Source organism: Sinorhizobium sp. BG8, assembly GCF_016864555.1.
Classification (GTDB): Bacteria; Pseudomonadota; Alphaproteobacteria; order Rhizobiales; family Rhizobiaceae; genus BG8.
The window spans coordinates 4,300,580-4,320,936 of record NZ_CP044011.1 but is presented as its reverse complement, the minus strand read 5'-3'; the positions used below and the strand labels follow the sequence as shown (position 1 = coordinate 4,320,936).

The 20,357-nt window shown below is 61.1% G+C and carries 18 protein-coding genes, 1 tRNA gene and 1 pseudogene; 12 read left to right on the top strand and 8 right to left on the bottom strand.

The features are described from left to right. Positions 1-2 precede the first annotated feature (2 nt). Positions 3-2,486 (top strand): hypothetical protein, encoded by a 2,484-nt coding sequence (locus tag F3Y30_RS20125; RefSeq protein ID WP_203424422.1) that lies wholly within the window; start codon positions 3-5, stop codon positions 2,484-2,486. 161 nt (positions 2,487-2,647) lie between these two features. Here the strand turns inward: F3Y30_RS20125 and rpoH are convergent, their stop codons facing one another. Both rpoH and F3Y30_RS20115 read right to left on the bottom strand, forming a co-directional pair. After that, positions 2,648-3,553: an RNA polymerase sigma factor RpoH gene (gene rpoH / locus F3Y30_RS20120; RefSeq protein ID WP_203424421.1), complete on the bottom strand. Its 906-nt coding sequence runs from the start codon at positions 3,551-3,553 to the stop codon at positions 2,648-2,650. Between the two features lie 273 nt (positions 3,554-3,826). Then, positions 3,827-4,855 (bottom strand): RluA family pseudouridine synthase, encoded by a 1,029-nt coding sequence (locus tag F3Y30_RS20115; RefSeq protein WP_203424420.1) that lies wholly within the window; start codon positions 4,853-4,855, stop codon positions 3,827-3,829. Positions 4,856-4,893: 38 nt separating this feature from the next. Between F3Y30_RS20115 and F3Y30_RS20110 the strand changes: the two genes are divergently transcribed. After that, on the top strand, positions 4,894-5,280 hold the full coding sequence (locus F3Y30_RS20110; protein WP_203424419.1) for a hypothetical protein: 387 nt from the start codon (positions 4,894-4,896) through the stop codon (positions 5,278-5,280). Positions 5,281-5,290: 10 nt separating this feature from the next. After that, positions 5,291-6,120: pseudogene (locus F3Y30_RS20105) on the top strand (RNA methyltransferase). A 6-nt stretch (positions 6,121-6,126) separates the two neighbouring features. Here F3Y30_RS20105 and F3Y30_RS20100 read toward each other — a convergent pair. Together F3Y30_RS20100 and F3Y30_RS20095 are read right to left on the bottom strand one after the other, a co-directional pair. Next, positions 6,127-7,287: a hypothetical protein gene (locus F3Y30_RS20100; protein ID WP_203424418.1), complete on the bottom strand. Its 1,161-nt coding sequence runs from the start codon at positions 7,285-7,287 to the stop codon at positions 6,127-6,129. A gap of 152 nt (positions 7,288-7,439) precedes the next feature. Continuing rightward, a complete protein-coding gene (locus tag F3Y30_RS20095; RefSeq protein ID WP_203424417.1) occupies positions 7,440-8,018 on the bottom strand; it encodes an EipA family protein in 579 nt (192 codons plus the stop codon). Positions 8,019-8,233: 215 nt separating this feature from the next. Here F3Y30_RS20095 and F3Y30_RS20090 point away from each other — a divergent pair, with 215 nt between their 5' ends. Together F3Y30_RS20090 and F3Y30_RS20085 are read left to right on the top strand one after the other, a co-directional pair. Next, the gene (locus tag F3Y30_RS20090) at positions 8,234-8,881 is read left to right on the top strand and encodes a histidine phosphotransferase family protein (protein ID WP_203424416.1); all 648 of its coding nucleotides are present in this window, start codon (positions 8,234-8,236) and stop codon (positions 8,879-8,881) included. A gap of 109 nt (positions 8,882-8,990) precedes the next feature. Next, complete coding sequence (locus F3Y30_RS20085; RefSeq protein WP_203424415.1) at positions 8,991-9,353, top strand: response regulator; 363 nt, start codon at positions 8,991-8,993, stop codon at positions 9,351-9,353. Between the two features lie 269 nt (positions 9,354-9,622). On the opposite strand, the gene ctrA is transcribed toward F3Y30_RS20085, so the two are convergent. Beyond that, the gene (ctrA, locus tag F3Y30_RS20080) at positions 9,623-10,321 is read right to left on the bottom strand and encodes a cell cycle two-component system response regulator CtrA (protein WP_203424414.1); all 699 of its coding nucleotides are present in this window, start codon (positions 10,319-10,321) and stop codon (positions 9,623-9,625) included. Positions 10,322-10,950: 629 nt separating this feature from the next. Here ctrA and F3Y30_RS20075 point away from each other — a divergent pair. Continuing rightward, on the top strand, positions 10,951-11,301 hold the full coding sequence (locus tag F3Y30_RS20075; RefSeq protein ID WP_203424413.1) for a flagellar export protein FliJ: 351 nt from the start codon (positions 10,951-10,953) through the stop codon (positions 11,299-11,301). 130 nt (positions 11,302-11,431) lie between these two features. Here F3Y30_RS20075 and F3Y30_RS20070 read toward each other — a convergent pair whose 3' ends face one another. Next, the gene (locus F3Y30_RS20070) at positions 11,432-11,713 is read right to left on the bottom strand and encodes a GNAT family N-acetyltransferase (RefSeq protein WP_203424412.1); all 282 of its coding nucleotides are present in this window, start codon (positions 11,711-11,713) and stop codon (positions 11,432-11,434) included. 120 nt (positions 11,714-11,833) lie between these two features. Here F3Y30_RS20070 and F3Y30_RS20065 point away from each other — a divergent pair, with 120 nt between their 5' ends. After that, positions 11,834-12,283 carry a paraquat-inducible protein A gene (locus tag F3Y30_RS20065; RefSeq protein WP_203424411.1) on the top strand — a complete coding sequence of 150 codons (450 nt, stop codon included), beginning with the start codon at positions 11,834-11,836 and terminating at the stop codon, positions 12,281-12,283. A 36-nt stretch (positions 12,284-12,319) separates the two neighbouring features. Here the strand turns inward: F3Y30_RS20065 and F3Y30_RS20060 are convergent, their stop codons facing one another. Beyond that, positions 12,320-12,595 carry a DUF1153 domain-containing protein gene (locus F3Y30_RS20060; RefSeq protein WP_007769470.1) on the bottom strand — a complete coding sequence of 92 codons (276 nt, stop codon included), beginning with the start codon at positions 12,593-12,595 and terminating at the stop codon, positions 12,320-12,322. Between the two features lie 432 nt (positions 12,596-13,027). Between F3Y30_RS20060 and F3Y30_RS20055 the strand changes: the two genes are divergently transcribed. The 4 genes from F3Y30_RS20055 (at position 13,028) to F3Y30_RS20040 (ending at position 17,822) form a co-directional block, all read left to right on the top strand. Continuing rightward, entirely contained in the window at positions 13,028-13,777 is a 750-nt protein-coding gene (locus F3Y30_RS20055; protein WP_203424410.1) for a LuxR C-terminal-related transcriptional regulator, read from the top strand. Positions 13,778-14,084: 307 nt separating this feature from the next. Further along, positions 14,085-15,281, top strand: coding sequence for a tRNA 2-thiouridine(34) synthase MnmA (mnmA, locus tag F3Y30_RS20050; RefSeq protein ID WP_203424409.1), 1,197 nt, complete (start codon positions 14,085-14,087; stop codon positions 15,279-15,281). 131 nt (positions 15,282-15,412) lie between these two features. Beyond that, positions 15,413-15,489: transfer RNA gene (locus F3Y30_RS20045), tRNA-Met, on the top strand. Positions 15,490-16,169: 680 nt separating this feature from the next. Then, positions 16,170-17,822: an arylsulfatase gene (locus F3Y30_RS20040; RefSeq protein ID WP_246753002.1), complete on the top strand. Its 1,653-nt coding sequence runs from the start codon at positions 16,170-16,172 to the stop codon at positions 17,820-17,822. Between the two features lie 307 nt (positions 17,823-18,129). On the opposite strand, the gene F3Y30_RS20035 is transcribed toward F3Y30_RS20040, so the two are convergent. Then, positions 18,130-18,978 carry an SGNH/GDSL hydrolase family protein gene (locus F3Y30_RS20035; RefSeq protein ID WP_203424407.1) on the bottom strand — a complete coding sequence of 283 codons (849 nt, stop codon included), beginning with the start codon at positions 18,976-18,978 and terminating at the stop codon, positions 18,130-18,132. A 325-nt stretch (positions 18,979-19,303) separates the two neighbouring features. Between F3Y30_RS20035 and F3Y30_RS20030 the strand changes: the two genes are divergently transcribed. Continuing rightward, positions 19,304-20,287 carry a class I SAM-dependent methyltransferase gene (locus tag F3Y30_RS20030; protein ID WP_203424406.1) on the top strand — a complete coding sequence of 328 codons (984 nt, stop codon included), beginning with the start codon at positions 19,304-19,306 and terminating at the stop codon, positions 20,285-20,287. The last annotated feature ends 70 nt before the right edge of the window (positions 20,288-20,357 follow it).

Sequence of the window (20,357 nt, the reverse complement as noted above, 5' to 3'; positions counted from 1 at the left end):
TGATGGCGGATTTTGTAGCAGTCATTCGTAGAGCCGTTGATGGCCTTTCGGACAATACTCCCGAAATGCGGGTCAAGGTCTACGAAAAGGCGCGTGGTGCTGTGCGCAGGCAATTGGAGGCGATGAACCCGCAGCCTCCGCAGGAACTGGTGCAGCGCCAGCTCGACAAGCTCGAATCGGCCATCAGCGAAGTGGAAATCGAGCACGCAGAGGCACTGCCCGCGGAGGAGACGGTCGAGGAGACCGTATTCGAGGCGGAGCCGGTGGCCCATGAAGCTGCGCCTGCGGTCGAACCCGTTGCTGCGGAACAGGAAGAAGAGCCGGTTCGCGAGGCGGTACACGAAACCGCAGAACCCGAGACGGCTGAATACCATGCAGAGCCAGTTGCGGAAGAGCCTGATAGCGTCGAGGAGCGCGCCGAACCTTCCTTCGTGCACGAGGAACCTGCGGCGGAAGTGCCTTATCAGGCCGAGGTAGAGACCACCGTTCACGAAACGGTCGAAGAGTATCATGAGGCCGAGATTGCGGCCGCGCCGGAGCCCGTCGCTTCGGCTGCCGAGGTCTATGAAGAGCCGCAGGCACACGACCAGTGGGCGCAGGAGCGGGAGCATGTCGAGCCACCGGTTTCCGATGGCGAGGAACTCTACGTAGAGCCTGCCGCACCGGACTATCACGTCGCGACCGACGCCGATCTCGCCCACGTTCCGGAACACGTCGAGCCGATCAGACAGGATCACGAGGTTGCGGCCGAAAGCGCCGAAGTGGCGCCGGCGGGCGAGGTTGCCTACATGCCTTCCTGGCACATCCAGGAGCAGCCGGCCGAACCCGCGTTCGAGGAATTCCGGGACGCTGCGCAGACGGATCTTACGGCACATCCTGGCTCGGACGATGCTGTCGCCAGGGTTTCCCCGGACGATCACGCCCCGGCTGCCGGCGAAAGCGAGACGCTCGGCTTTACCGATACCGAACCGAAGATGCCTGCCACCCACGATTCCTGGGGATGGGAAGGCAAGGCGCCGATCGCCGAGACCCATTCGCACGCAGACCCCCACTCGCACGGGGTTTCCCCGCATGGCGATCCGGCATGGTTCTGGCCGGACGATGAAAATGGCGAGGTCAAGGGAGACGAGTCGAAGGCGGCCGAGGTCAAGGGAGACGATTCCGCGCGCGCTCCGAAAAGCGCCTGGAGCGATCTCGAGGATCTGATCGGCTACGACCGAAGCACCGACACTGCCCAGCAGGGGACGGCCGCGGAAGCCCCCCTCGGATCGACTGCTGAAGCCGCTGCAACTGCGGCGGGGGCCGCGGCAGCGGCCCGGAGCGGTCAGCGCTCGTTCCGCGCCGAGCCCCGTCCGTCGCGCTTCAATCTGCGCACCATCATCGTCATCCTCGCATTCCTGGCGATCGTCGGCGGTGCCGGTGCGGGCTATTGGCTGAACCGCGACAAGGTCCACGCCTGGATCGCCAGCGTGATGGCTCCGAAAGTTTCGGAGAAGAACGCAGCAGAAAAGCCGATCGAAAACAGTGCTACCGAGAACTCTCCGAGCACCACTGCAAACACGACCAACGGAGCCGCTCCGGCCACCACGAACAACGAGGTCGCAGCACTCAACCCCGGCGCGAGCGGCGGGAAGTTCACCCAGCGCCTGCTGGCTGACGGAAGCGAGCGCGACGAGGGGCCTGCAGCTGCGCTCGAGGGCGCGGTTGAGGAGGGCAAGTCGGTCGCCGAACAGTCGGAAGTCGCATCTGCCGAGACGCCGGGCATCGAGACGCCGACCGGTCAGGCACCCGTAACAACGGATGGTGCTGCCGCGGCCGCCACGAATGAGACAGCACAGGCGACGGAGACCGCACCTGTCGTGAACAACACGCCGGCAGCGGCAAGCACGACCGCCGAGCAGCCGGCTGCAACCCCGGGCGCTGCGCAGAAGATGTTCCTCTACGAGGAGCGGCTGGGCCAGACGGCTCCCACGGCGATCGAGGGCACCGTAGCGTGGTCGTCCGCGGAAGAAACACCGGGCGACGGCGGCAAGCCGGAGCCTGTCATCCGCGCGCAGATCAACGTCCCCTCGAACGGTCTGACGGCACTCATGACGATCCGCCGCAATGCCGACCGTTCGCTTCCCGCGAGCCATCTGGTCGAGATCGTGTTCTCGCTGCCGGACGACTTCGAAGGCGGCGCGATCGAAAGCGTGCAGCGCGTTGCGATGAAGCAGACGGAGCAGGATCGCGGCGATCCGCTGATCGCGGTACCGGCGAAGATCACCGAGGACTTCCACATGATCGCCCTCAACGATTTCCCCGAGGCGATCACCAAGAACATGGAACTGCTTCGGACCCGCAACTGGATCGACATCCCGATTACCTACCGCAACGGCCGTCGGGCACTGATCACCCTCGACAAGGGGCCGAACGGCATCGAGGCCTTCGACAAGGTCCTCAAGGCCTGGGCCGCACTCGGGACAACCCCGACGGACAGCCAGTAAGGCGCGGTATCCGCGCCGGACGGCCCGTCTTCGCAGTCCGGGCGTCCCGCGATGCGGGGTACCACACAAAACACAAAGGCCGCGGCATGACCGCGGCCTTTGTCGTTTGAACTGTTTCCAGCGAGGTGCGCCGCCCATCAATCGGGACTGAGGCGTTACCTTCAGGCGTCTTCGATTACGCGAACGGCCTGGGCCTGTTCGAGCGCCATCTTCTGAACCGCTTCCTGCACCTTTTCGAAGGCGCGAACCTCGATCTGGCGGACACGCTCGCGGCTGATGTCGAACTCGGACGAAAGTTCTTCCAGCGTTACCGGGTCCTCCGACAGGCGGCGAGCCTCGAAGATCCGGCGCTCGCGTTCGTTCAGGACGCCCATGGCACGCGCGAGCATGGAGCGGCGCGTTTCCAGTTCGTCCTGTTCGATCAGCGTCTGTTCCTGGCTGTCGTGATCATCGACAAGCCAGTCCTGCCACTGCCCGGAATCGCCTTCGCTCGCCTTGATCGGCGCGTTGAGCGATGCGTCGCCGGAGAGGCGGCGGTTCATCGAGATGACTTCTTCCTCGGACACGTTCAGCTTTGTGGCGATTTCGGTCACCTGATCGGGCTTCAGGTCACCGTCTTCGATGGCCTGTATCTTCCCCTTCATGCGGCGCAGGTTGAAGAATAGCCTTTTCTGGTTGGCGGTCGTCCCCATTTTCACGAGCGACCACGAGCGCAGGATGTACTCCTGGATCGAGGCCTTGATCCACCACATGGCATAGGTGGCCAGACGGAATCCGCGTTCCGGGTCGAACTTCTTCACGGCCTGCATCAGGCCGACATTACCTTCGGAAATGACTTCGCCGATCGGCAGGCCGTAGCCGCGATATCCCATAGCGATCTTGGCCACGAGACGCAGGTGGCTTGTCACCAGCTTGTGCGCGGCGTTGCGGTCGTCGTGTTCCTGGTAACGCTTGGCCAGCATGTATTCTTCCTGCGGCTCAAGCATTGGAAATTTGCGAATTTCGTCGAGATAGCGGTTGAGACCACCTTCACCGGCCGTAATCGACGGCAATGTATTTCGGGCCATTCAGCACCCCTTTCTGAAGCGGCTTCCATTGCGGCAAGCCTTAAGCCGGAGCGTGATCCCGTTCACGATCACGCTCCTGTGGGTCGTCCTGACCCCACGACTGCAAAGATAGGTGTGGCGACGCAATGGTTCAAGCGCCCACCTTCTCACGAGAGTGTGAAGGCGGGTCGGTTCGCAGAGCGGCTTTACATTTCCCCTAGATGCAACACCCGGAACCGAATTCAAGGGCCGGCGGCAAAAAAGCTTCGGGCGATCGGTGGTGGCCGCGAGATGTCAGTCGAGCGCCCGCAACGCCTGGAGAAGCGCTTCCATGTCGTCGGGGATCGGTGCCTCGAAGTGCATGATCTCGTTCGAGGCGGGGTGTTCGAACTGCAGCATGTAGGCGTGAAGCGCCTGGCGGTCGAACGCGTTCACGACAACCTTGGCGGCGGGTGGGAGGAGATTGGCCTTGGTCTTGAAGGCCAAGCCATAGTCCGGGTCGCCGATCAGGGGATGCCCGATATGAGCCATGTGAACGCGAATCTGGTGCGTCCGTCCGGTCTCGAGATGACATTCGACGAGGGAGGCGAGGCAAGTGCTGTCAGGCTTTTCGCCGTAGCGCTCCACCACTTCGTAGTGCGTGATCGCCTCGCGTGCGTCTTCGCTTTCCTCCCGCTTCACCGCGCGCTTCGTCCGGTCTCCGGCCCGGCCGAGCGGCGCGTCGATTACGCCGCGAAGCTGCCGCGGACGGCCCCAGACGGCAGCCTGATAGGCGCGTTCCAGCGGTCCCGTGCGCCCATGGTCGGCGAACTGGGCAGAAAGGTGCCGATGCGCCGCGTCATTCTTGGCGACGACCATTACGCCGCTGGTCTCCTTGTCGAGGCGGTGAACGATCCCGGGACGCCTGACACCGCCGATGCCCGAAAGGCTTTCGCCGCAATGATGGATCAGTGCATTGACCAGCGTTCCGGTCCAGTTCCCTGCACCGGGGTGAACGACGAGCCCGGCCGGCTTGCAGATGACGATGAGGTCGTCGTCCTCGTAGAGTACGTCGAGCGGTATGTCCTCGCCCTGCGGTACCGGATCTTCCGGTTCCGGAAGGCCGACCTCGATGACGTCGCCCGGATGCACTTTCCGCTTCGGCTCCGTGACGGCCGCGCCGTTGACCAGAACGGCGCCCTGCTCGATGAGCGACTTGATCCGGTTGCGGGAGAAGTCGCCGGCAAGTGCCGCCGTCAGCCATGAATCGAGCCGCCCGGCCGCTTCCTCGTCCGCCTTCAGGACTTTCCTTGTTGCGCCAGCTTCTTTAAAGGGGTCGTTCATACTGTAATCCATCCTGCATGCCGGAGGCGCAATCGCCCATGTCGAATATTGAAGCAGACCAAGTGGAAGAGAAGCCGCTCGACCCTGCGATGGAAAGTGTCCGCCGTAAGATGGTGCGCCTCCAGCTCGTATCGGGCGGCGTCATGCTGATCATGTTCATGGCGGTACTCGCGGCCATTGTCTACAAAATCACTGCGCGCGATAGCAAGCCGGAAGAACAGATTGCCAGCGGCTTTACCGTGCCCAGCGACGCGCCCCTCAAGGGGACGATGACGTTGCCGGATGGCTTCAGCGTTTCGGCTGTCTCCCATGCGGGATCGCAGATCATGTTCTACGGCTCGCTGCCGGACGGGACCCGGAAGGCGCTGATCTACGATATCTCCGCCGGCCGGACCATCGCCGACATCGACGTGACCGGCAAGTAGGCAAGCAACCATGGCCGGCGAACCCGTTCGCATCGTCGACAGCGGCGACCCGCGCATCGCGGGTTTCGTGTCGATCCGCGAGCGCGATCTGACCGGCCGGGACGGTCGCTTCATCGCGGAGGGCACGGTCGTCCTGCGCATGCTTGCGGCTGCGGCGCGCGAGACCGGCAGATTTGCCGCCGAGGCGATCCTGCTCCTGGAAAACCGCATCGCCGGCCTTGGCGACATTCTGGCGCTGTTTCCGGACGAGATCCCCGTCTACGTCGCCAGCCAGCAGGTTTTCGACGCGATCGCCGGCTTCAACATGCATCGCGGCGTTCTGGCGATCGGCCGCAGGGTGGATCCGCCCGGTATCGGTGATCTCGCTTCGCGCCTGCCCGAACAGAGCCTCGTGCTCGCCGCCTGCGGAATTTCCAATCACGACAATATCGGCTCGATGTTTCGCAATGCGGCGGCGTTCGGGGCCGATGCCGTGTTCCTGGACGGCACGTGCTGCGACCCCTTGTACCGCAAGGCTATCCGGGTTTCCGTCGGTTCCGTTCTGACGATGCCCTATGCGCGCGAAGGCGGGGCGGATGCGATGCTTGCGATGCTGGCGGCCCAGGGCTTCGACATCTGGGGCCTGTCCCGCGCGGGGATACGCCCGTTTCGGAGATTGCTCCAGGCAGACGGGTGGCTCTGGTGGTGGGCACGGAAGGGGAGGGGTTGCCTGCCGAGATCCTTTCGACATTTCGCTCGGCCCGAATTCCTCAGCGCGCCGGGCTCGACAGCCTGAACGTCGCGACCGCGAGCGGGATCGCGCTTTACCAGCTCGCGCTTGCGTCCGGCCGCATCGGCTGAGCGACGTCAGCCTTCGCTGCCGTCCAGCGCGTCGAGGCTACGGCGGGCGAGGCTCTTCGCACCAATCTTTTCGGGGTCCACTGCGGCGAGCAGATCGTGCACGGGGGAGTGTTGTCCTTCGCGTGCCGCGGTGAGCACGATCATCTTCGTGGCGATGTCGGCGATTTCTTCGCGGAGCGCCGCATCGTTTGCACCGGACTTGGCTGAAAGAAGTCTCTCGGAGAGCGCCGAACTCTGGTTGCGTACATCCTCGTCGAGTGCCTGCAGGTCGACGGGCGCCTTGGTCCGGCGCCCGATCTTCTCTGCCGATCCTTTTTTGGCCGGCATGCGTTCCAGCAGGTTCGACCGGGCTATGCCGGTCATGCGGGAGAGCCTTGTCGCTTCCTTGGCTTCGTTCGTCACGGTCTTGAGCTTTTCTTTCAGCCGGTTGATCTCGGCGATCCGCCGTTCGATCACGTTATCCTTGTCTGAACTGCCTGCCAGTTCCCGGGTCAGGCGGGTATCGAGCTGGCGGGATCGGCCCTCCTCGTGAGAGAGGCGTGACTGCACCTCCCTCAGCGCGACGCCGGAAATCTTTAGGTCCTCTCTCAGCTTGTCACGCTCGTCGCGCAGGGCGGAGACGCGGCTCTTGAGGCTCTCGATCTCGGTTTCGCGTGCCGCGAGATCGATCTTGACCGTATCGATATCCGAAAGGAGATCATGCAGGCGCACGGTCAGATGCTCGATGTCGCGATGGCTGCTGCGGCTTTCCCTCTCGGAGGCATCGAGCGTCGACTTCATCTGATCGAGCTTCTGGGTCTCCCGCCGCATGGCGGAACGCAGGTCGCCCGCTTCCACATTCATCTCGGCGATCTGGGCCTGGAGGTCTGCGTTCTCCGCATTCAGCTTGCTCGTCTCGCCGACGAGACGCTCGTGATCGACGGTGGCCTGAACGAGCTTGTCGCGCGTGCGCCGCAGGTCGTCGGAGACGCGGGCATTCTCCGCCGCATAGGCGGCGCGTGCCATGTCCTTCTGAGCGCGGACTTCCTGGGGGCTGAGAGGCATGGTCGCCTTCAACCGCTCTTCGGTGAACCGGACGACACGCCCGTGGATCGCCGGAGCCACCAGAAGACCTACCAGTGTTGCGGCAAGAAAGCCGAGGGCGAAGAGAAGGACATACGCGATCACGGTCGAGCCATTTCCATCGGTTTGTCGATTGCGACAGTATCGTCATGGCTGCGGCCGGGAACAAGCCCCGGCCGCGGAAAAGAAAGGGAATCGGTTAATCGACGTGCGCCCCGGCGGTTTCATTCGCCCCCGCGGCAGATTTTCCGACCTGCTCAGAAGGGATTCCAGGTGGGATCCCGGGTCAGCTTCAGGTAACCGGCATTGAGGCCGAGCCGTGCGCCGACGCCGGTGCGGATGGGAACCAGCACCACGTCGTGCTGGGTCAGCACGGTCATGCCGACGCCCGCCACGATATAGGCCGATCCCGATACGCCGGCGAAGCGGTCATAGACGTTGTTGACGCTCGGCAGGTTGTAGACAAGCATCATGACGCGGCTGCCCTGTCCGCCCCAGTCGAGACCGAGGGAGGGGCCCTGCCAGAAGATCGGATGCTGGCCGGCGTTCTTGGTGTTCATCTCGCCTTCGCCATAGGTCAGGCCGGCAACGAACGCCCCCGAGCCTTCCTGCCCGAGAATGTATCCGTTCGGGAGGCCATAGGATTCGAACGCCTTCTCCACAACCTTTGCCAAGCCACCGGAGGTCGAGCCGAAGAAGCCGTGACCGGCATCGACGATCTCCTGCATGGAGTATTGGTCGCCCGAACTGGCGAACGTGTTTCGCGCGCCGAACGCGGCGACAAGAACGGCCACGATCAGCAGGTATGCAGTCTTGCGGAAGTTGGAAACCGACATTTCCGTCACCCATCCTTCGGTTCAAAAGCCCTAGCTGAGAGCAATTTGAACCGATGGTGTTAATAATCGGTTTACCAAATGTGGTGTCATTATGTTTGCCTCGATTTCGGACACGCTCCGCGCAATTCTCACGTGCTAAGCGTCGATTCGCGAATATACCCTCAGAACCCATAGGGGTCCTGGGGTCGAAGCTATGCGGGAGCTCGGAGCACACTATGGTAAAGAATGCAAATCTCACCCTGACCGGTCCCGATCTGGCGGCGCTGCTGTGCAGCCGGGTCTGCCACGATATTATTTCGCCGGTGGGCGCCATCAACAACGGTCTTGAGCTTCTGGACGAGGGCGGCGCCGATGCCGACGCCATGGACCTGATCCGGACCAGCGCGCTCAACGCCTCCGTCCGTTTGAAGTTTGCGCGTCTCGCGTTCGGAGCGTCCGGCTCCGTCGGAGCATCGATCGACACGGGCGAAGCGGAAAAGGCCGCGCGCGACTTCGCTGTTGCGGAGAAGAAAACCGAGGTCACCTGGACCGGTCCGCGCGCGATCGTCGCCAAGAACCGCGTCAAACTGCTTCTCAACCTCTTCCTCGTCGCCTACGGCGCCATCCCGCGGGGCGGCTCGATCGATGTGAGCCTGGAGAGCCCCGAATTCGATGCGGTGTTCAAGCTGACGGCGAAGGGCCGCATGCTGCGCGTGCCGCCGAAGTTCATGGAGATCCTCAACGGAAACCCCGAGGAAGCGGTCGATGCCCACAGCATCCAGCCCTACTATACGGTGTTGCTCGCTGAGGAAGCCGGGATGGACCTCGAGGTCGTGGCCACGCCCGAGGAGATCGTCTTCAGTGCGAAAGTCCGTTCCGAATAATCGCAAAGGGCTAATTTTCGACATGCGCGCTAACACTTTGTTTGCCAGACGCTCATAGAATTGTTGCATGGTGAGCCCGGTCCTTTCGGACCGGAGAGAGGAGCATGCAATGCATCGCCTGATGATCGCGGATAGTTCCGACGTCGTACGCAAGGTGGGCAAGCGTATCCTCTCGGGTCTGAACTTCCTGGTCCTCGAAGCGTCGAGCTCGCTCGAGGCACTGGTGCGCTGCGAGGCTGACCTGCCCAACATCCTGATCGTCGATTCGACGATGGACGGAGCGCTCGACCTCATCGCCAACATCCGTAATCTGCCCCAGGGCAAGACGGTTCGCATCTTCTACTGCGTGGTCGAGGCGGACCTCAAGAAGATGATGATGGGCAAGCGCGCGGGTGCCGACGACTTCCTGCTGAAGCCCTTCGATCGCAAGATCCTGACGACGGTCTTCGCAAACCTTTCGATCGCCGCCTGATCAACACGCAGGGGCGAGTGGTCGCTCCGTGCCGGGGACCAGAAGCACTGCTCGGGCCGCTGCGCCCTTCCTCCTTCCAGCTGCACTCTCTCGAAAACTTCTGCCGCTCTCGCCGTGGTGTGGCCTTGCGTCGTCGCGCCCCTGTGAGAGGAAGGTCGCGCGAGGTTTTTCGCAGGTGATAGGCATCCCGGACGTCGGCCCCTTCCAGACAAGAAAAAACCCGCTCTGGCGGAGCGGGTTTGATGCGGGGATCGATAGTATGCGGGGGATCAGGCGCTTTCGAGGTAGTCGCCGTCCGGCTCGCGAAGCACGTAGCCGCGGCCCCACACCGTTTCGATGTAGTTGGCGCCGCCGGCAGCATTGGCGAGCTTCTTGCGCAGCTTGCAGATGAAGACGTCGATGATCTTCAGTTCCGGCTCGTCCATGCCACCATAGAGGTGGTTCAGGAACATTTCCTTGGTCAGGGTCGTGCCCTTGCGGAGCGAAAGCAGCTCCAGCATCTGGTATTCCTTGCCGGTCAGGTGCACGCGCTGGCCGCCGACCTCTACGGTCTTGGCGTCCAGATTGACGATCAGTTCGCCCGTAGCGATGACCGACTGGGCGTGGCCCTTGGAACGGCGGACAATGGCGTGGATGCGGGCAACCAGCTCGTCCTTGTGGAAGGGCTTGGTCATGTAGTCATCGGCGCCGAAGCCGAGACCGCGCACCTTGTCCTCGATGCCGGCCATGCCGGAGAGAATCAGGATCGGCGTCTTGACCTTGGAAAGGCGAAGCGTTCTGAGAACCTCATAGCCCGACATGTCGGGCAGATTCAGATCCAGAAGGATGATGTCGTAGTCATAGAGCTTGCCGAGATCGACGCCCTCTTCACCGAGATCGGTGGTGTAAACGTTGAAGCTTTCCGATTTGAGCATCAGTTCGATACTCTGCGCTGTCGCGCTATCGTCTTCGATCAGTAGAACCCGCATATTTGTCCCCTTTTCCGCCGCTCAAAGGTGTCTGGCCCCCTTACGCGATACGGATCCAGTCGTTGCCTGATTTGGAGGCTGCCACGGAATGGTTAACAAATTCTGATTCACTCTGGCAAGATGTATCGAAAATGTTAAATATTTTGGGCAGACCCCTGATTTCACATACTAATCCGGAATCGCGACTCTCATCCAAAACATAAGAAAAACCCGCTAACCGACTCTTTTGACTCATCAATGCAAGGAACGTGCTTTTTAGTGCTTTGCATTTACCGACCCTTAAATGATCGCACCTATGATTAACGATGCCCGTAAACGAAAGGTTACCGGCGGTATGCATTTGTTAATATCGTCGAATTTTTTGTGCGTTCCGGTGTTTGAAAGCCGAATTCGCGGGTGAAAAGACGGTTTTGCCGTGCCTGACCGGTGGTCGGGAGGGCAGAAAGGCGTGCGGATCAGAGATCGACAGTGATTCACGATCGGTTCGTGCGCCGGAGAATGTCCCGCCATGTCGTCCGCGTCTTGTTCAGGCGCGTGGCACGCGGAGGGAAAGTGCCGGATCGGGGAGGGCGCCAGAATGGCGCGTTCTGATCCGGGTGCCGGGGTCTCGCATCACGGGAGTATTGCGTATGAGGTCGCGTGAGAGCCTAGTTCGCCTGAAGGAATTTCAGGTGAAAGAAAAAAGGCGGCAGTTGAGCCAGCTACAGATGATGATGTCCGAATTCGACCGGATGTCTAAGGAGCTGGAAAGCCAGATCGCCATCGAGGAAAAGAAGTCCGGAATCTCCGATCCCGGGCACTTTGCCTATCCGACCTTTGCCAAGGCGGCGCGCCAGCGTGCCGACAATCTTCAGGTCTCGATCCGGGAACTGAAGGTTCAGCAGGATGCCGCCGAGCTGTCGCTCGAGGAAGCGGAGGCGGAATTCGCCAAAGCCGCGGCACTCGAGGTGCGCGACAGCGCCGTTCGCCTTCGAGCCTGAGAGCGGGTCGCCGGTTCCGTTCGGCGACGTAGAGTCGGAAGCGCAGGAAGCCTCAGGACCGGTGGAGCACCGATCCTGAGGCCTCTTGGCGTTGTGCGCCAGCGTTCCGTCCGGTAACGCGGATCTGCCCTTACGGATTGACCACGTCGCTCCATTCCGGATGGCGCAGTGCCTGCGACTTGAAGAAGGGGCAGAGCGGAATGATCTTCCAGCCCCCGGCGCGAGCCGCTTCGACCGCATGGGCGGCGAGTGCCTGGCCCACGCCCTTGCCGCGCAGGGCATCCGAAACGCCGGTATGGTCGATGATGATCAGTTGCGGCGAGGTGCGGGAATAGGTCATTTCCGCCTCATGTCCCTCAACAAGCGCAGAATAGCGGCCGTGCGAGCCCGTTTCTTCACTTCGAATTTCCACAGATACCTTCTCCTGCCTGTTGCGGCCTGCGCCGACGTGCAACTCTTGCGCGGGTGAGGGGGCCTTGCTCCCGTCCCGAAACTGCTATGAAGAGTGGTGCCTAACGTTCACGAGTGCAAGATGATCTGGATCGTTCCGCTTCTGCTGGTCTTTTCGGCGTTTTCCCTGGCGCTCGGCCTGGTGCTGCCGCTGGTCCGATTCGAGAAACTCTATTTTTTCAGCGAAACGCCGTCGCTGGTCGAAGTGGTCCATTCGCTCTGGCTGCAACAGGACTACGCGCTTGCGACAGTGGTGGCGCTGTTCTCGCTGGTCTTTCCGGTGGTCAAGCTGGTGGGGATCGCCTTCGAAGCCGTCGTGCCGCGCGACGGGGCGGACCATGACAGGCTGTTTGCGCGCATCCTGCCGCTTCTCGGAAAGTGGTCGATGATGGACGTGATGCTGGTGGCCCTTGTCATCGTGGCGGCGAAGACCAGCGGACTGGCATCGGCATTCAGTCAGCCGGGACTGTGGTTCTATGCGGCGTCGGCCATGGCCGCTGGCGTCCTGCAAATATGGCTGCGGCCGCGCTAAGCACGGCCGCAAGGTCTTGAAAAAAAGAAAAGATTGCTAGTGGCGGTATTGCTGGATACGCGTGGTGCGCAGGCCGGCAAGGCCGTGATCATTGATGGACGACTGCCAGGACAGGAACTCTTCAACCGTCAGAGTATAGCGCTCGCAGGCTTCCTCGAGGCTCAACAGGCCGCCACGGACGGCAGCGACGACTTCTGCCTTTCGGCGGATCACCCAGCGCCGGGTATTGGCCGGCGGCAAATCAGCGATCGTCAAAGGACTGCCATCGGGGCCGATGACATACTTTACGCGGGGTCGTATCAATTCGGTCATTGGACTCTCTACACACACTCAAGACCATATGCGGGCACTCTATCCCGCCACATTTAAGAATTGCCTAAGCCGGAAGTAACAATTTGCTAACAATTTGAGCGGGTTCACTGTTGCTGTGGACGGCGGATGACAGCACGCCGACATGGCCAGCGAGGGGCCCCGGACGTGGCGTTGCATGGGAGCTATGCATTTAAGCCACTTCTCATAGCCGGCGAATCCTGTAGGGACGCCGGCGGAAGGGTAGTTGGGCATCGTCGGTGCCGCCAGAACCCTCCTGCATTCTCCGCAGTCTCATTCACGGCGCCATCACTGTTCAACGATGGAGCCGCCCGCATTGGACCTGCTGCAATCTTGCATTGGTCCCTCCCCAGATTTCCGGATTGAAAGCAGGCTCGTGATGGTCACAATACCCGAGATTCGAAAAGCAGAAACATGAGAGAGCCTGATGATATGCTGATGCAGCAGGAATGGTCGCCCGAATTTCTGTCTACATCCGTCCTTGACGCCGTGCAGACCGAGTACGAGGTCCTGCGGCTCATGCGGCAGTGCACCAGCCACTTCAATTTCACGCATTTCCTCGTCGCGCGTCTTCCGACGAACGATCAGCAACGCTTCTCCGAGCGGCTGATGGTCAGCAACTGGCCGGTGGAGTTGGTTCGCAAGTACGATGCACTCGGCACGTTCCATGCTAGCAAGCTCTTTGCCGAAGTCACCATGACGAAGCGGCCGGTGATCGGCGATGGTCAGTTGCTTGCGCCGCGGGATCCATCGGACAGCCGGAGGCAGGAAGTGCTCGAACTCGCGGAGGAACACGGGTTCGGCGGCTGTGTGGCCTTTCTCCTGCATTCCACGGGCGGCGAGCCTCACGTGATGCTCTATGCGGGCCAGCGCGAAGTGGCCGAGCGCGCGGAGATGGCTTTCCTCTACTACGCCTCCGTGCAGCTTTTCGAATGCCAGGAGCGGACGTCGATCGCCGGTCTTGCGACGCGCGAGAAGCTCTCCAGCCGGGAGATCGAGTGCCTGCGCTGGGCGGCCGCGGGAAAAAGCAGCGACGAGATTGCGATCATTCTCGGCATTTCCGTCTACACCGTCTCGAGCTATTTCAAGAGCGCGACCAAGAAGCTGCAGGCGGTCAACCGTATGCAGGCAATCGCTTCCGCGATGCGGATGAAGCTCATCTGATCTGCTGAGCCGTTCCGAAACCGGATGTTCCCGCCGCAAGCCTGCGGCAGGGCTTGCGAGCGCGTGGATGCGGCTGTCCCTTGCCCTCGGCGCGCCAAGTTTCTATATGTCGGCTGAACTGGACGAGGGCGCGGGAAACTCCCTGGCCCGGATGGCTGGAGCGTTGCGCGCGGGTGACCGCGGCAAGGGCGCTCCGGCGTTTTGAAACGAAAGCAGCTTCCGCCCTCGAGCCGTATCACTCGACTGCGCGCGCGGAAGCCCGTGCGGCACCGGGATCGGCCGCAGCAGACAAACCGGAACGGATCGCGTGAACAGTCTCGATTTCGACAAGAAGCCAGAAGATACGCGTGTCGTGGTCGCCATGTCGGGCGGCGTCGACAGCTCCGTCGTGGCCGGCATCCTGAAGCGCGAGGGCTATGACGTCCTCGGCATCACGCTACAGCTCTACGATCATGGTGCGGCGGTCCATCGCGCGGGCTCGTGCTGCGCGGGCCAGGACATCGACGATGCGCGTCGCGTCTGCGAGACGCTCGGCATTCCCCACTACGTGCTCGACTACGAGAAGCGCTTCCGCGAGACGGTGATCAATCCCTTTGCCGAAAGCTACATTGCCGGCGAGACGCCGATCCCCTGCGTCGCCTGCAACCAGACCGTCAAGTTCGCGGACCTTCTGGCGACAGCCAAGGAGCTCGGCGCCGATGCGCTGGCGACCGGCCACTACATCCGCTCCCGCGCAAATCCGACCCCGGCGGATCCCGGCCGGCGCGCACTCTATCGCCCGATCGACGCCGAGCGCGACCAGAGCTATTTCCTGTTCGCGACGACCCAGGAGCAGATCGACTATCTGCGCTTCCCGCTCGGCCATCTTTCGAAGGCCGAGACGCGGGCGCTCGCCGAGGAGATGGGGCTTGTCGTCGCCGCGAAGGCCGACAGCCAGGACATCTGCTTCGTGCCGCAGGGCAAGTACAGCGATATCGTGGCGAAGCTGAAGCCGAATGCCGCGCTCTCGGGGGAGATCGTGCATATCGACGGTCGCGTGCTCGGCCGGCACGAAGGCATTCTCCACTATACGATCGGACAGCGCCGCGGCATCGGCATCGCCACCGGCGAGCCGCTCTACGTGGTATATCTCGATGCCCGCTCGCGCAGGGTCATCGTCGGACCGAAGGAAGCGCTGGAGACCCGCCGGCTCTATCTGCGCGATATCAACTGGCTCGGGGATGGTGATCTGGAACAGACCGCCGCCGAGGGATTCGACTGCTATGCGAAGGTGCGCTCCACCCGTCCTCCGCGGCCCGCCCGTCTTCTTGCCGATTCGGCCGGCATCTATGTCGAGCTCTCCGAAGGGGAGGCAGGGGTCGCCCCGGGACAGGCCTGCGCGCTCTATTCGGGCGAGGGCGAGGACGCCCGCGTCTACGGCGGCGGCTTCATCCTGCGCTCCGAGCGCGAAGAGGCGGCCGAAACGGCCCTGAAACGCATTCTTGCAGCCCCTGCGGCCGCATGAATCGCGAGATTTTCGAGGCGTTTGCAGACAACGCGTTTTTTGTCCGCACAGCGCTTGACACTTTGGGGAAGGGCACCTTATAAGCCGCCCACCCGGACGGAAAACGAGCAGGTTTTCCAGTCCCGCCCGGCGGCGGAGTAGCTCAGTAGGTTAGAGCAGAGGAATCATAATCCTTGTGTCGGGGGTTCGAATCCCTCCTCCGCTACCATTTTTTCAAGGCCCTGCCGGGAGTACAGCTTTCAGCTTGTTTGACTGCAGCCCGCGCCAGTTTGGCGGACGATCAAGATCTGCAATCGGCTATCTGGACGATCGTCTGATCCTGCCACTCGGGATACTTCTTGCTGTCCGTCTGATACCAGGACCGCTCATGTCCGACTTCCGAGCGCTCGCCGAAAAGAAACGGCGACCAACCAGCCGTTTCGGACCCATGGCTGTCATCGCTATTTGGACGATGCTCGCGATCGCCGCCTCTTGGTTCTCGTGGCGGGAATTCAACCACCTTTGACCTGCTGGACAGTTCTTGACCACGGCTGTCTGGCGCGGAGAAAGCCTTGGATCCCACCCAACGCGCCTGCGCAGTGCATCGAAACACACCTGCATGATGCACTCATCGATAAGCACCGTATCGCTTCGACACCACATGAGGTAAACTGTTGCGCGGGTAGTCGAGGACGACAACCATCGCCTCGTTGCCCGGCAACGATAGGGCCAATTTCCCATACCAATGTGAAATCGCAGGATGACGGCACGAGTGCCGCTTCACGTCGTTTTGGTCCCGGCGGGTCACGCTAACCTGTGCCCATCCGAAAGCAGCCTGGCAGTTATTTGCAACGGTTGTTCCGAGGGAGGAAGAGTGACATGAAAACATCAACATGTGTTGCAGCGGCGATGGCCGTTGCCGTCAACCTTCTGTGCAGCACGACAATGGTCCAAGCGCAGGAACAGGCCAAGCCCAACATCCTGGTCATCATGGGTGACGATGTTGGCTGGTTCAACATTGGCGCCTATCACCGGGGGATCATGTCGGGCAAGACGCCGAACCTCGACAAGCTTGCCTCCGAGGGCATGATGTTCACCGACTACTATGCGGAGGCAAGCTGTACTGCGGGGAGGGCAAGCTTCATTACTGGCGAAATCCCATTGCGCACCGGCCTGACGACTGTCGGTCAGGCGGGCGCGGACGTCGGCATGCCTGACAAGGCCGCAACCATGGCGACTGCGCTCAGGGCCGAGGGCTACGCCACGGGCCAGTTCGGCAAGAACCATCTAGGCGATCTGAACAAGTTCCTGCCGACGCTGCATGGCTTCGATGAGTTCTTCGGATACCTGTATCACCTCGATGCCATGTCCGACCCCTACTGGTATTCGTTCCCGAATGACCAGTCCTACCGGGACAAGGTCGGGCCTCGCAATGTGGTGCACACCTTCGCAACGGATACGGACGACACGACAGAACAGCCGCGCTGGGGCAAGATCGGCAAGCAGCGGATCGTGGACGAAGGTCCACTGGCACCCTACGCCGACATGACCAACGTGCCGAACATGCATGACATCATGCCCAAGGCCAAGTACGACATGGGCACGTTCGACGAAGTCTTGTCCAAGGCTTCGTGTGACTTCATGGACAAGGCGAAGACGGATGGCAAACCGTTCTTTGTCTGGCACAACACGACGCGCATGCACGTCTGGACCTTCCTTTCGCCGAAGTACCAGGCGCTGATGAACAGCGAGACCAACTTTGGTCTCGAGGAAGCCGGCATGGCGCAGCTTGACGACAACGTCGGCGCGCTCCTGAAATGCGTGGAGGATGCGGGTCAAAAAGACAACACCATTGTCGTCTTCACCACCGACAACGGGGCGGAAGTGTTCACCTGGCCCGATGGCGGCATGACTCCGTTCAAAGGGACGAAGGGTACCGTGATGGAGGGTGGCTTCCGTGCGCCCGCAATCATCCGCTGGCCTGGAAAGGTCAAGGCGGGCGCGGTCGAGAATGGCATTTTCTCTGCCCTGGATTGGTTCCCCACGCTCGTGGCGGCAGCCGGCAACCCCGAAATCACAGATCAGCTTTTGAAGGGCGTGACGTTGGGTGACCGGTCGTACAAGAACCATCTCGACGGCTACAACCAGTTGGACCTGCTTGAGGGCAAAGGACCGTCTGCGCGGCATGAATTCTTCTATTTCGGCGGCCCCGCGCTCGGTGCTGTTCGCATCGACAACTTCAAGTTCCAGTTCTTCCAGCAGCCGCAGGGTTGGCCCGGAGCCAAGCTGACGACGGACATGCCCACCATGGTCAACATCCGCCAGGATCCATTCGAGCGGACACCATCGATCGGAGAGCAGAGCCTCAATGATCTCGGTGGCGGATACATGAACGACTTTTTCGCTCGCGAGTTCTGGCGGTTCGTCAGTGTCCAGCAGGAAGTCGCCAAACTGGCGCTGACGGCGGTTGACTACCCGCCGATGCAGGATCCAGCCTCCTTCAACCTGGATGCCGTGAAGAGGCAGATTGATGCAGCCATCAAGAACAAGCCAGGCAACTGAAGCGTGCCTTGATCTTCGAACTAGCCATCCACGCTTTGGCTCCTGGTACTTGCGCATGCGTTAACGCCGGAAACGGTGACTGCTTTCGGAACGCATGCGTCGGGACCTGAAACGTGACAGGCGACCTTCGGGTCGCCTGTTCGCCGGCAGGACAATCGGGGTAGGGGGTGATGTGCCTCGGCCGGTGCGTACGGGGAATTCCGGACAGGTCGCTGTTTGTCTGTCGCGGCCGCAACGGAGCGCTGGATCCTTAGGATCTCAGGGAGAAAATTGATGCGGAAGGTATGCGCGGTGCCTTCCGCGAGCCTCACAACGTCGCCGCGATGCCTCGCGACATCAAGGCGTAGCCCCTGCTGTTCGGATGAATGCCATCCGAGTAGGCTTTCTTCGACCATCCGCGAATATCTGCGACGTGGAAGATCCTGACGCGATCCCCGAGCCTCTGGTGCAGATTGTCCGCATGCTTCTGGAGTTGCCCGGGATTTCCAAGCTCGCTCTTTTTCGGATGAAACCAGACGTCGACGGGGATTTCAGTCGTAGAGAGGAGGGCGGCGAGCTCGCCCAGGGCATCCTTCGGCTTTACCTTGAACTCCGGCGGCACCTGTGGAAGCGGTTTGCGTTCGCGGTTCTCCAGCATGTACCACAAGGCCGAAATCGGCCGCTTTGTCGGCCTGTGTTCCTCGGATCTCCACGAGGAAGGGCCCACGAAGTCGTTGCTGTTCAGGATGAAGACGATCTTGTCCACACCTGCCACGACGTTCGGATGATCCTGGAGGTACTGCACTTCATTCTGGAGAGACCAGCTTCCGGCGCTGATCGGCCACACCTTCTGTCCCGAAATCTTGTTGAGCCTGCCCGCGAGCCTTTGATGATGCTCCATGGTCAGCCGGCCGAAGACGATGCTGTCTCCGATGAGAAGAACGTCCTGCTTCCCGCTTGGGGCGAAAGGCTCGTCCGTTCCCATGCTCAGCTCGTTGAAGGCCCATTGGCCACGACCCTGGAAAGACCCCGCCTGGTTGGGGCTGGGAATGTATCCGATCTGGTTGTCAGCGTGATAGGTCGGGAAGTCGGTGACGCGCCTCAGCCGCGCATTGACTTCGCCGAAGCCGGCAGCTGCCATTGCAAGGGCGACGAGCGGTATCGCAACGGGAAACATCAAATAGCCTTTTGTTCGAACGACGCAGAACCGGGGCGGCAATTGCCCTGGACAGAAAATGAAATGGCGCGTGTCACGCACGCAGTCCCACAGGATCGCGACAAAATCGAGGCGGATTCCGGACGCAGACGTTGGCCGGCTCGACGGTCCCGACAGGCGGAATGAATGGCAGCGGGGCGGGGCAGTTGAGCCGGAGATTTCGATCTCCGACCTCGAAACTGCCGTCGGATCCGGCGAGGGGTTTGCTCAATTCGTTCTTTAACCTATTCTGCGATCGGTTCAGTAGAACAACGACAAAATGCCGCTCTTGGAAAGAATAGCGATCATGTCGGAAGCAAGCGTCAAAAAAGAAGCCGCTACAAGGATCAAGTCTCTCCTGAAAGAGGAAAAATCTGATCAGGCAGCAATGATCGTTGCATTGTTCAAGGCAGGTGAAAGATCATCATTCGACGATCTCGTTTTCTATGGGAGGTTGCTCCTTCAGACCGGACAACTTCAAGAGGCGAAGAAAATTCTGGATCTTGCGCTCGCAAAGAAACGGAATCAGGAGGTCGAGAGGGAGCGGGAAACCGTTCACTGGCTGCTTCAGGCGGGCGATCCGTTCGCATCGATGCGCGCCGGCGCGGCCCTCGCTTACATAATGTCGCAACCGAACATCGAGAATGTGCTCGATGTCGGCTCGGGCGGAGGCGAGCACGCCCTCGTGTTCGCGAAGGCGGGCAAGAAGGTGCACTGCGTGGACTTCGGGCGTTCGGTGTATGTCCACAAGTCGAAGGTCCTGCAGGGACTGGACAGCATGGATAGCGTGCGGCGGACCGTCGGTGACTTCATGAAGCTCGAGGATCCAGGGCAATACGACCTCGTCTGGTGTAGCCATGTACTCGAACACCAGCCCAATGCGAACGCCTTTCTCGTGCGCTGCCTGTCGCTTCTGGCGCCGGACGGATGGCTTGCCATTACTGTGCCACCATTGAAACATGCGGTGGTCGGAGGTCACCTGTCACTATGGAATGCAGGGTTGTTGCTTTATCAACTCATTATATCTGGCAACGACTGTTCCGACGCAGTAGTAATGAACTATAACTACAATGTGAGCGTCATCGTAAGAAAGCACCCCATAGTGCTTCCAGAACTTGACTACGATTCAGGCGACGTAGATCGTTTAGCGAAATTCTTCCCTCCAGGCTGCTCTGAAGCCTTCGACGGAAGGATGGTTGGATACTCCACAGAGTTGCGTTCCAACGAAGACACCGAGGCAGAATCGCCAGAGCCGCCTGACAGCACGCAGGCCGGCAGCCGCAGCGAATGAGCTAAGACTGAAGCCACCAGGGTACCGGCAGGCATTGCGGATCGGATGAGGGCATAGGGGCATCAACTCA

Bases quoted from the DNA above. Each gene is read 5' to 3' on its own strand.
- F3Y30_RS20090 (WP_203424416.1), top strand. From the start codon at position 8,234: ATGGTAAAGAATGCAAATCTCACCCTGACCGGTCCCGATCTGGCGGCG.
- F3Y30_RS20110 (WP_203424419.1), top strand. From the start codon at position 4,894: ATGTCGAATATTGAAGCAGACCAAGTGGAAGAGAAGCCGCTCGACCCT.
- F3Y30_RS20055 (WP_203424410.1), top strand. From the start codon at position 13,028: ATGAGAGAGCCTGATGATATGCTGATGCAGCAGGAATGGTCGCCCGAA.
- rpoH (WP_203424421.1), bottom strand. From the start codon at position 3,553: ATGGCCCGAAATACATTGCCGTCGATTACGGCCGGTGAAGGTGGTCTC.
- F3Y30_RS20035 (WP_203424407.1), bottom strand. From the start codon at position 18,978: ATGTTTCCCGTTGCGATACCGCTCGTCGCCCTTGCAATGGCAGCTGCC.
- F3Y30_RS20060 (WP_007769470.1), bottom strand. From the start codon at position 12,595: ATGACCGAATTGATACGACCCCGCGTAAAGTATGTCATCGGCCCCGAT.
- F3Y30_RS20115 (WP_203424420.1), bottom strand. From the start codon at position 4,855: ATGAACGACCCCTTTAAAGAAGCTGGCGCAACAAGGAAAGTCCTGAAG.
- F3Y30_RS20095 (WP_203424417.1), bottom strand. From the start codon at position 8,018: ATGTCGGTTTCCAACTTCCGCAAGACTGCATACCTGCTGATCGTGGCC.
- F3Y30_RS20030 (WP_203424406.1), top strand. From the start codon at position 19,304: ATGTCGGAAGCAAGCGTCAAAAAAGAAGCCGCTACAAGGATCAAGTCT.
- F3Y30_RS20085 (WP_203424415.1), top strand. From the start codon at position 8,991: ATGCATCGCCTGATGATCGCGGATAGTTCCGACGTCGTACGCAAGGTG.
- F3Y30_RS20075 (WP_203424413.1), top strand. From the start codon at position 10,951: ATGAGGTCGCGTGAGAGCCTAGTTCGCCTGAAGGAATTTCAGGTGAAA.
- F3Y30_RS20065 (WP_203424411.1), top strand. From the start codon at position 11,834: ATGATCTGGATCGTTCCGCTTCTGCTGGTCTTTTCGGCGTTTTCCCTG.
- F3Y30_RS20125 (WP_203424422.1), top strand. From the start codon at position 3: ATGGCGGATTTTGTAGCAGTCATTCGTAGAGCCGTTGATGGCCTTTCG.
- F3Y30_RS20040 (WP_246753002.1), top strand. From the start codon at position 16,170: ATGGCCGTTGCCGTCAACCTTCTGTGCAGCACGACAATGGTCCAAGCG.
- ctrA (WP_203424414.1), bottom strand. From the start codon at position 10,321: ATGCGGGTTCTACTGATCGAAGACGATAGCGCGACAGCGCAGAGTATC.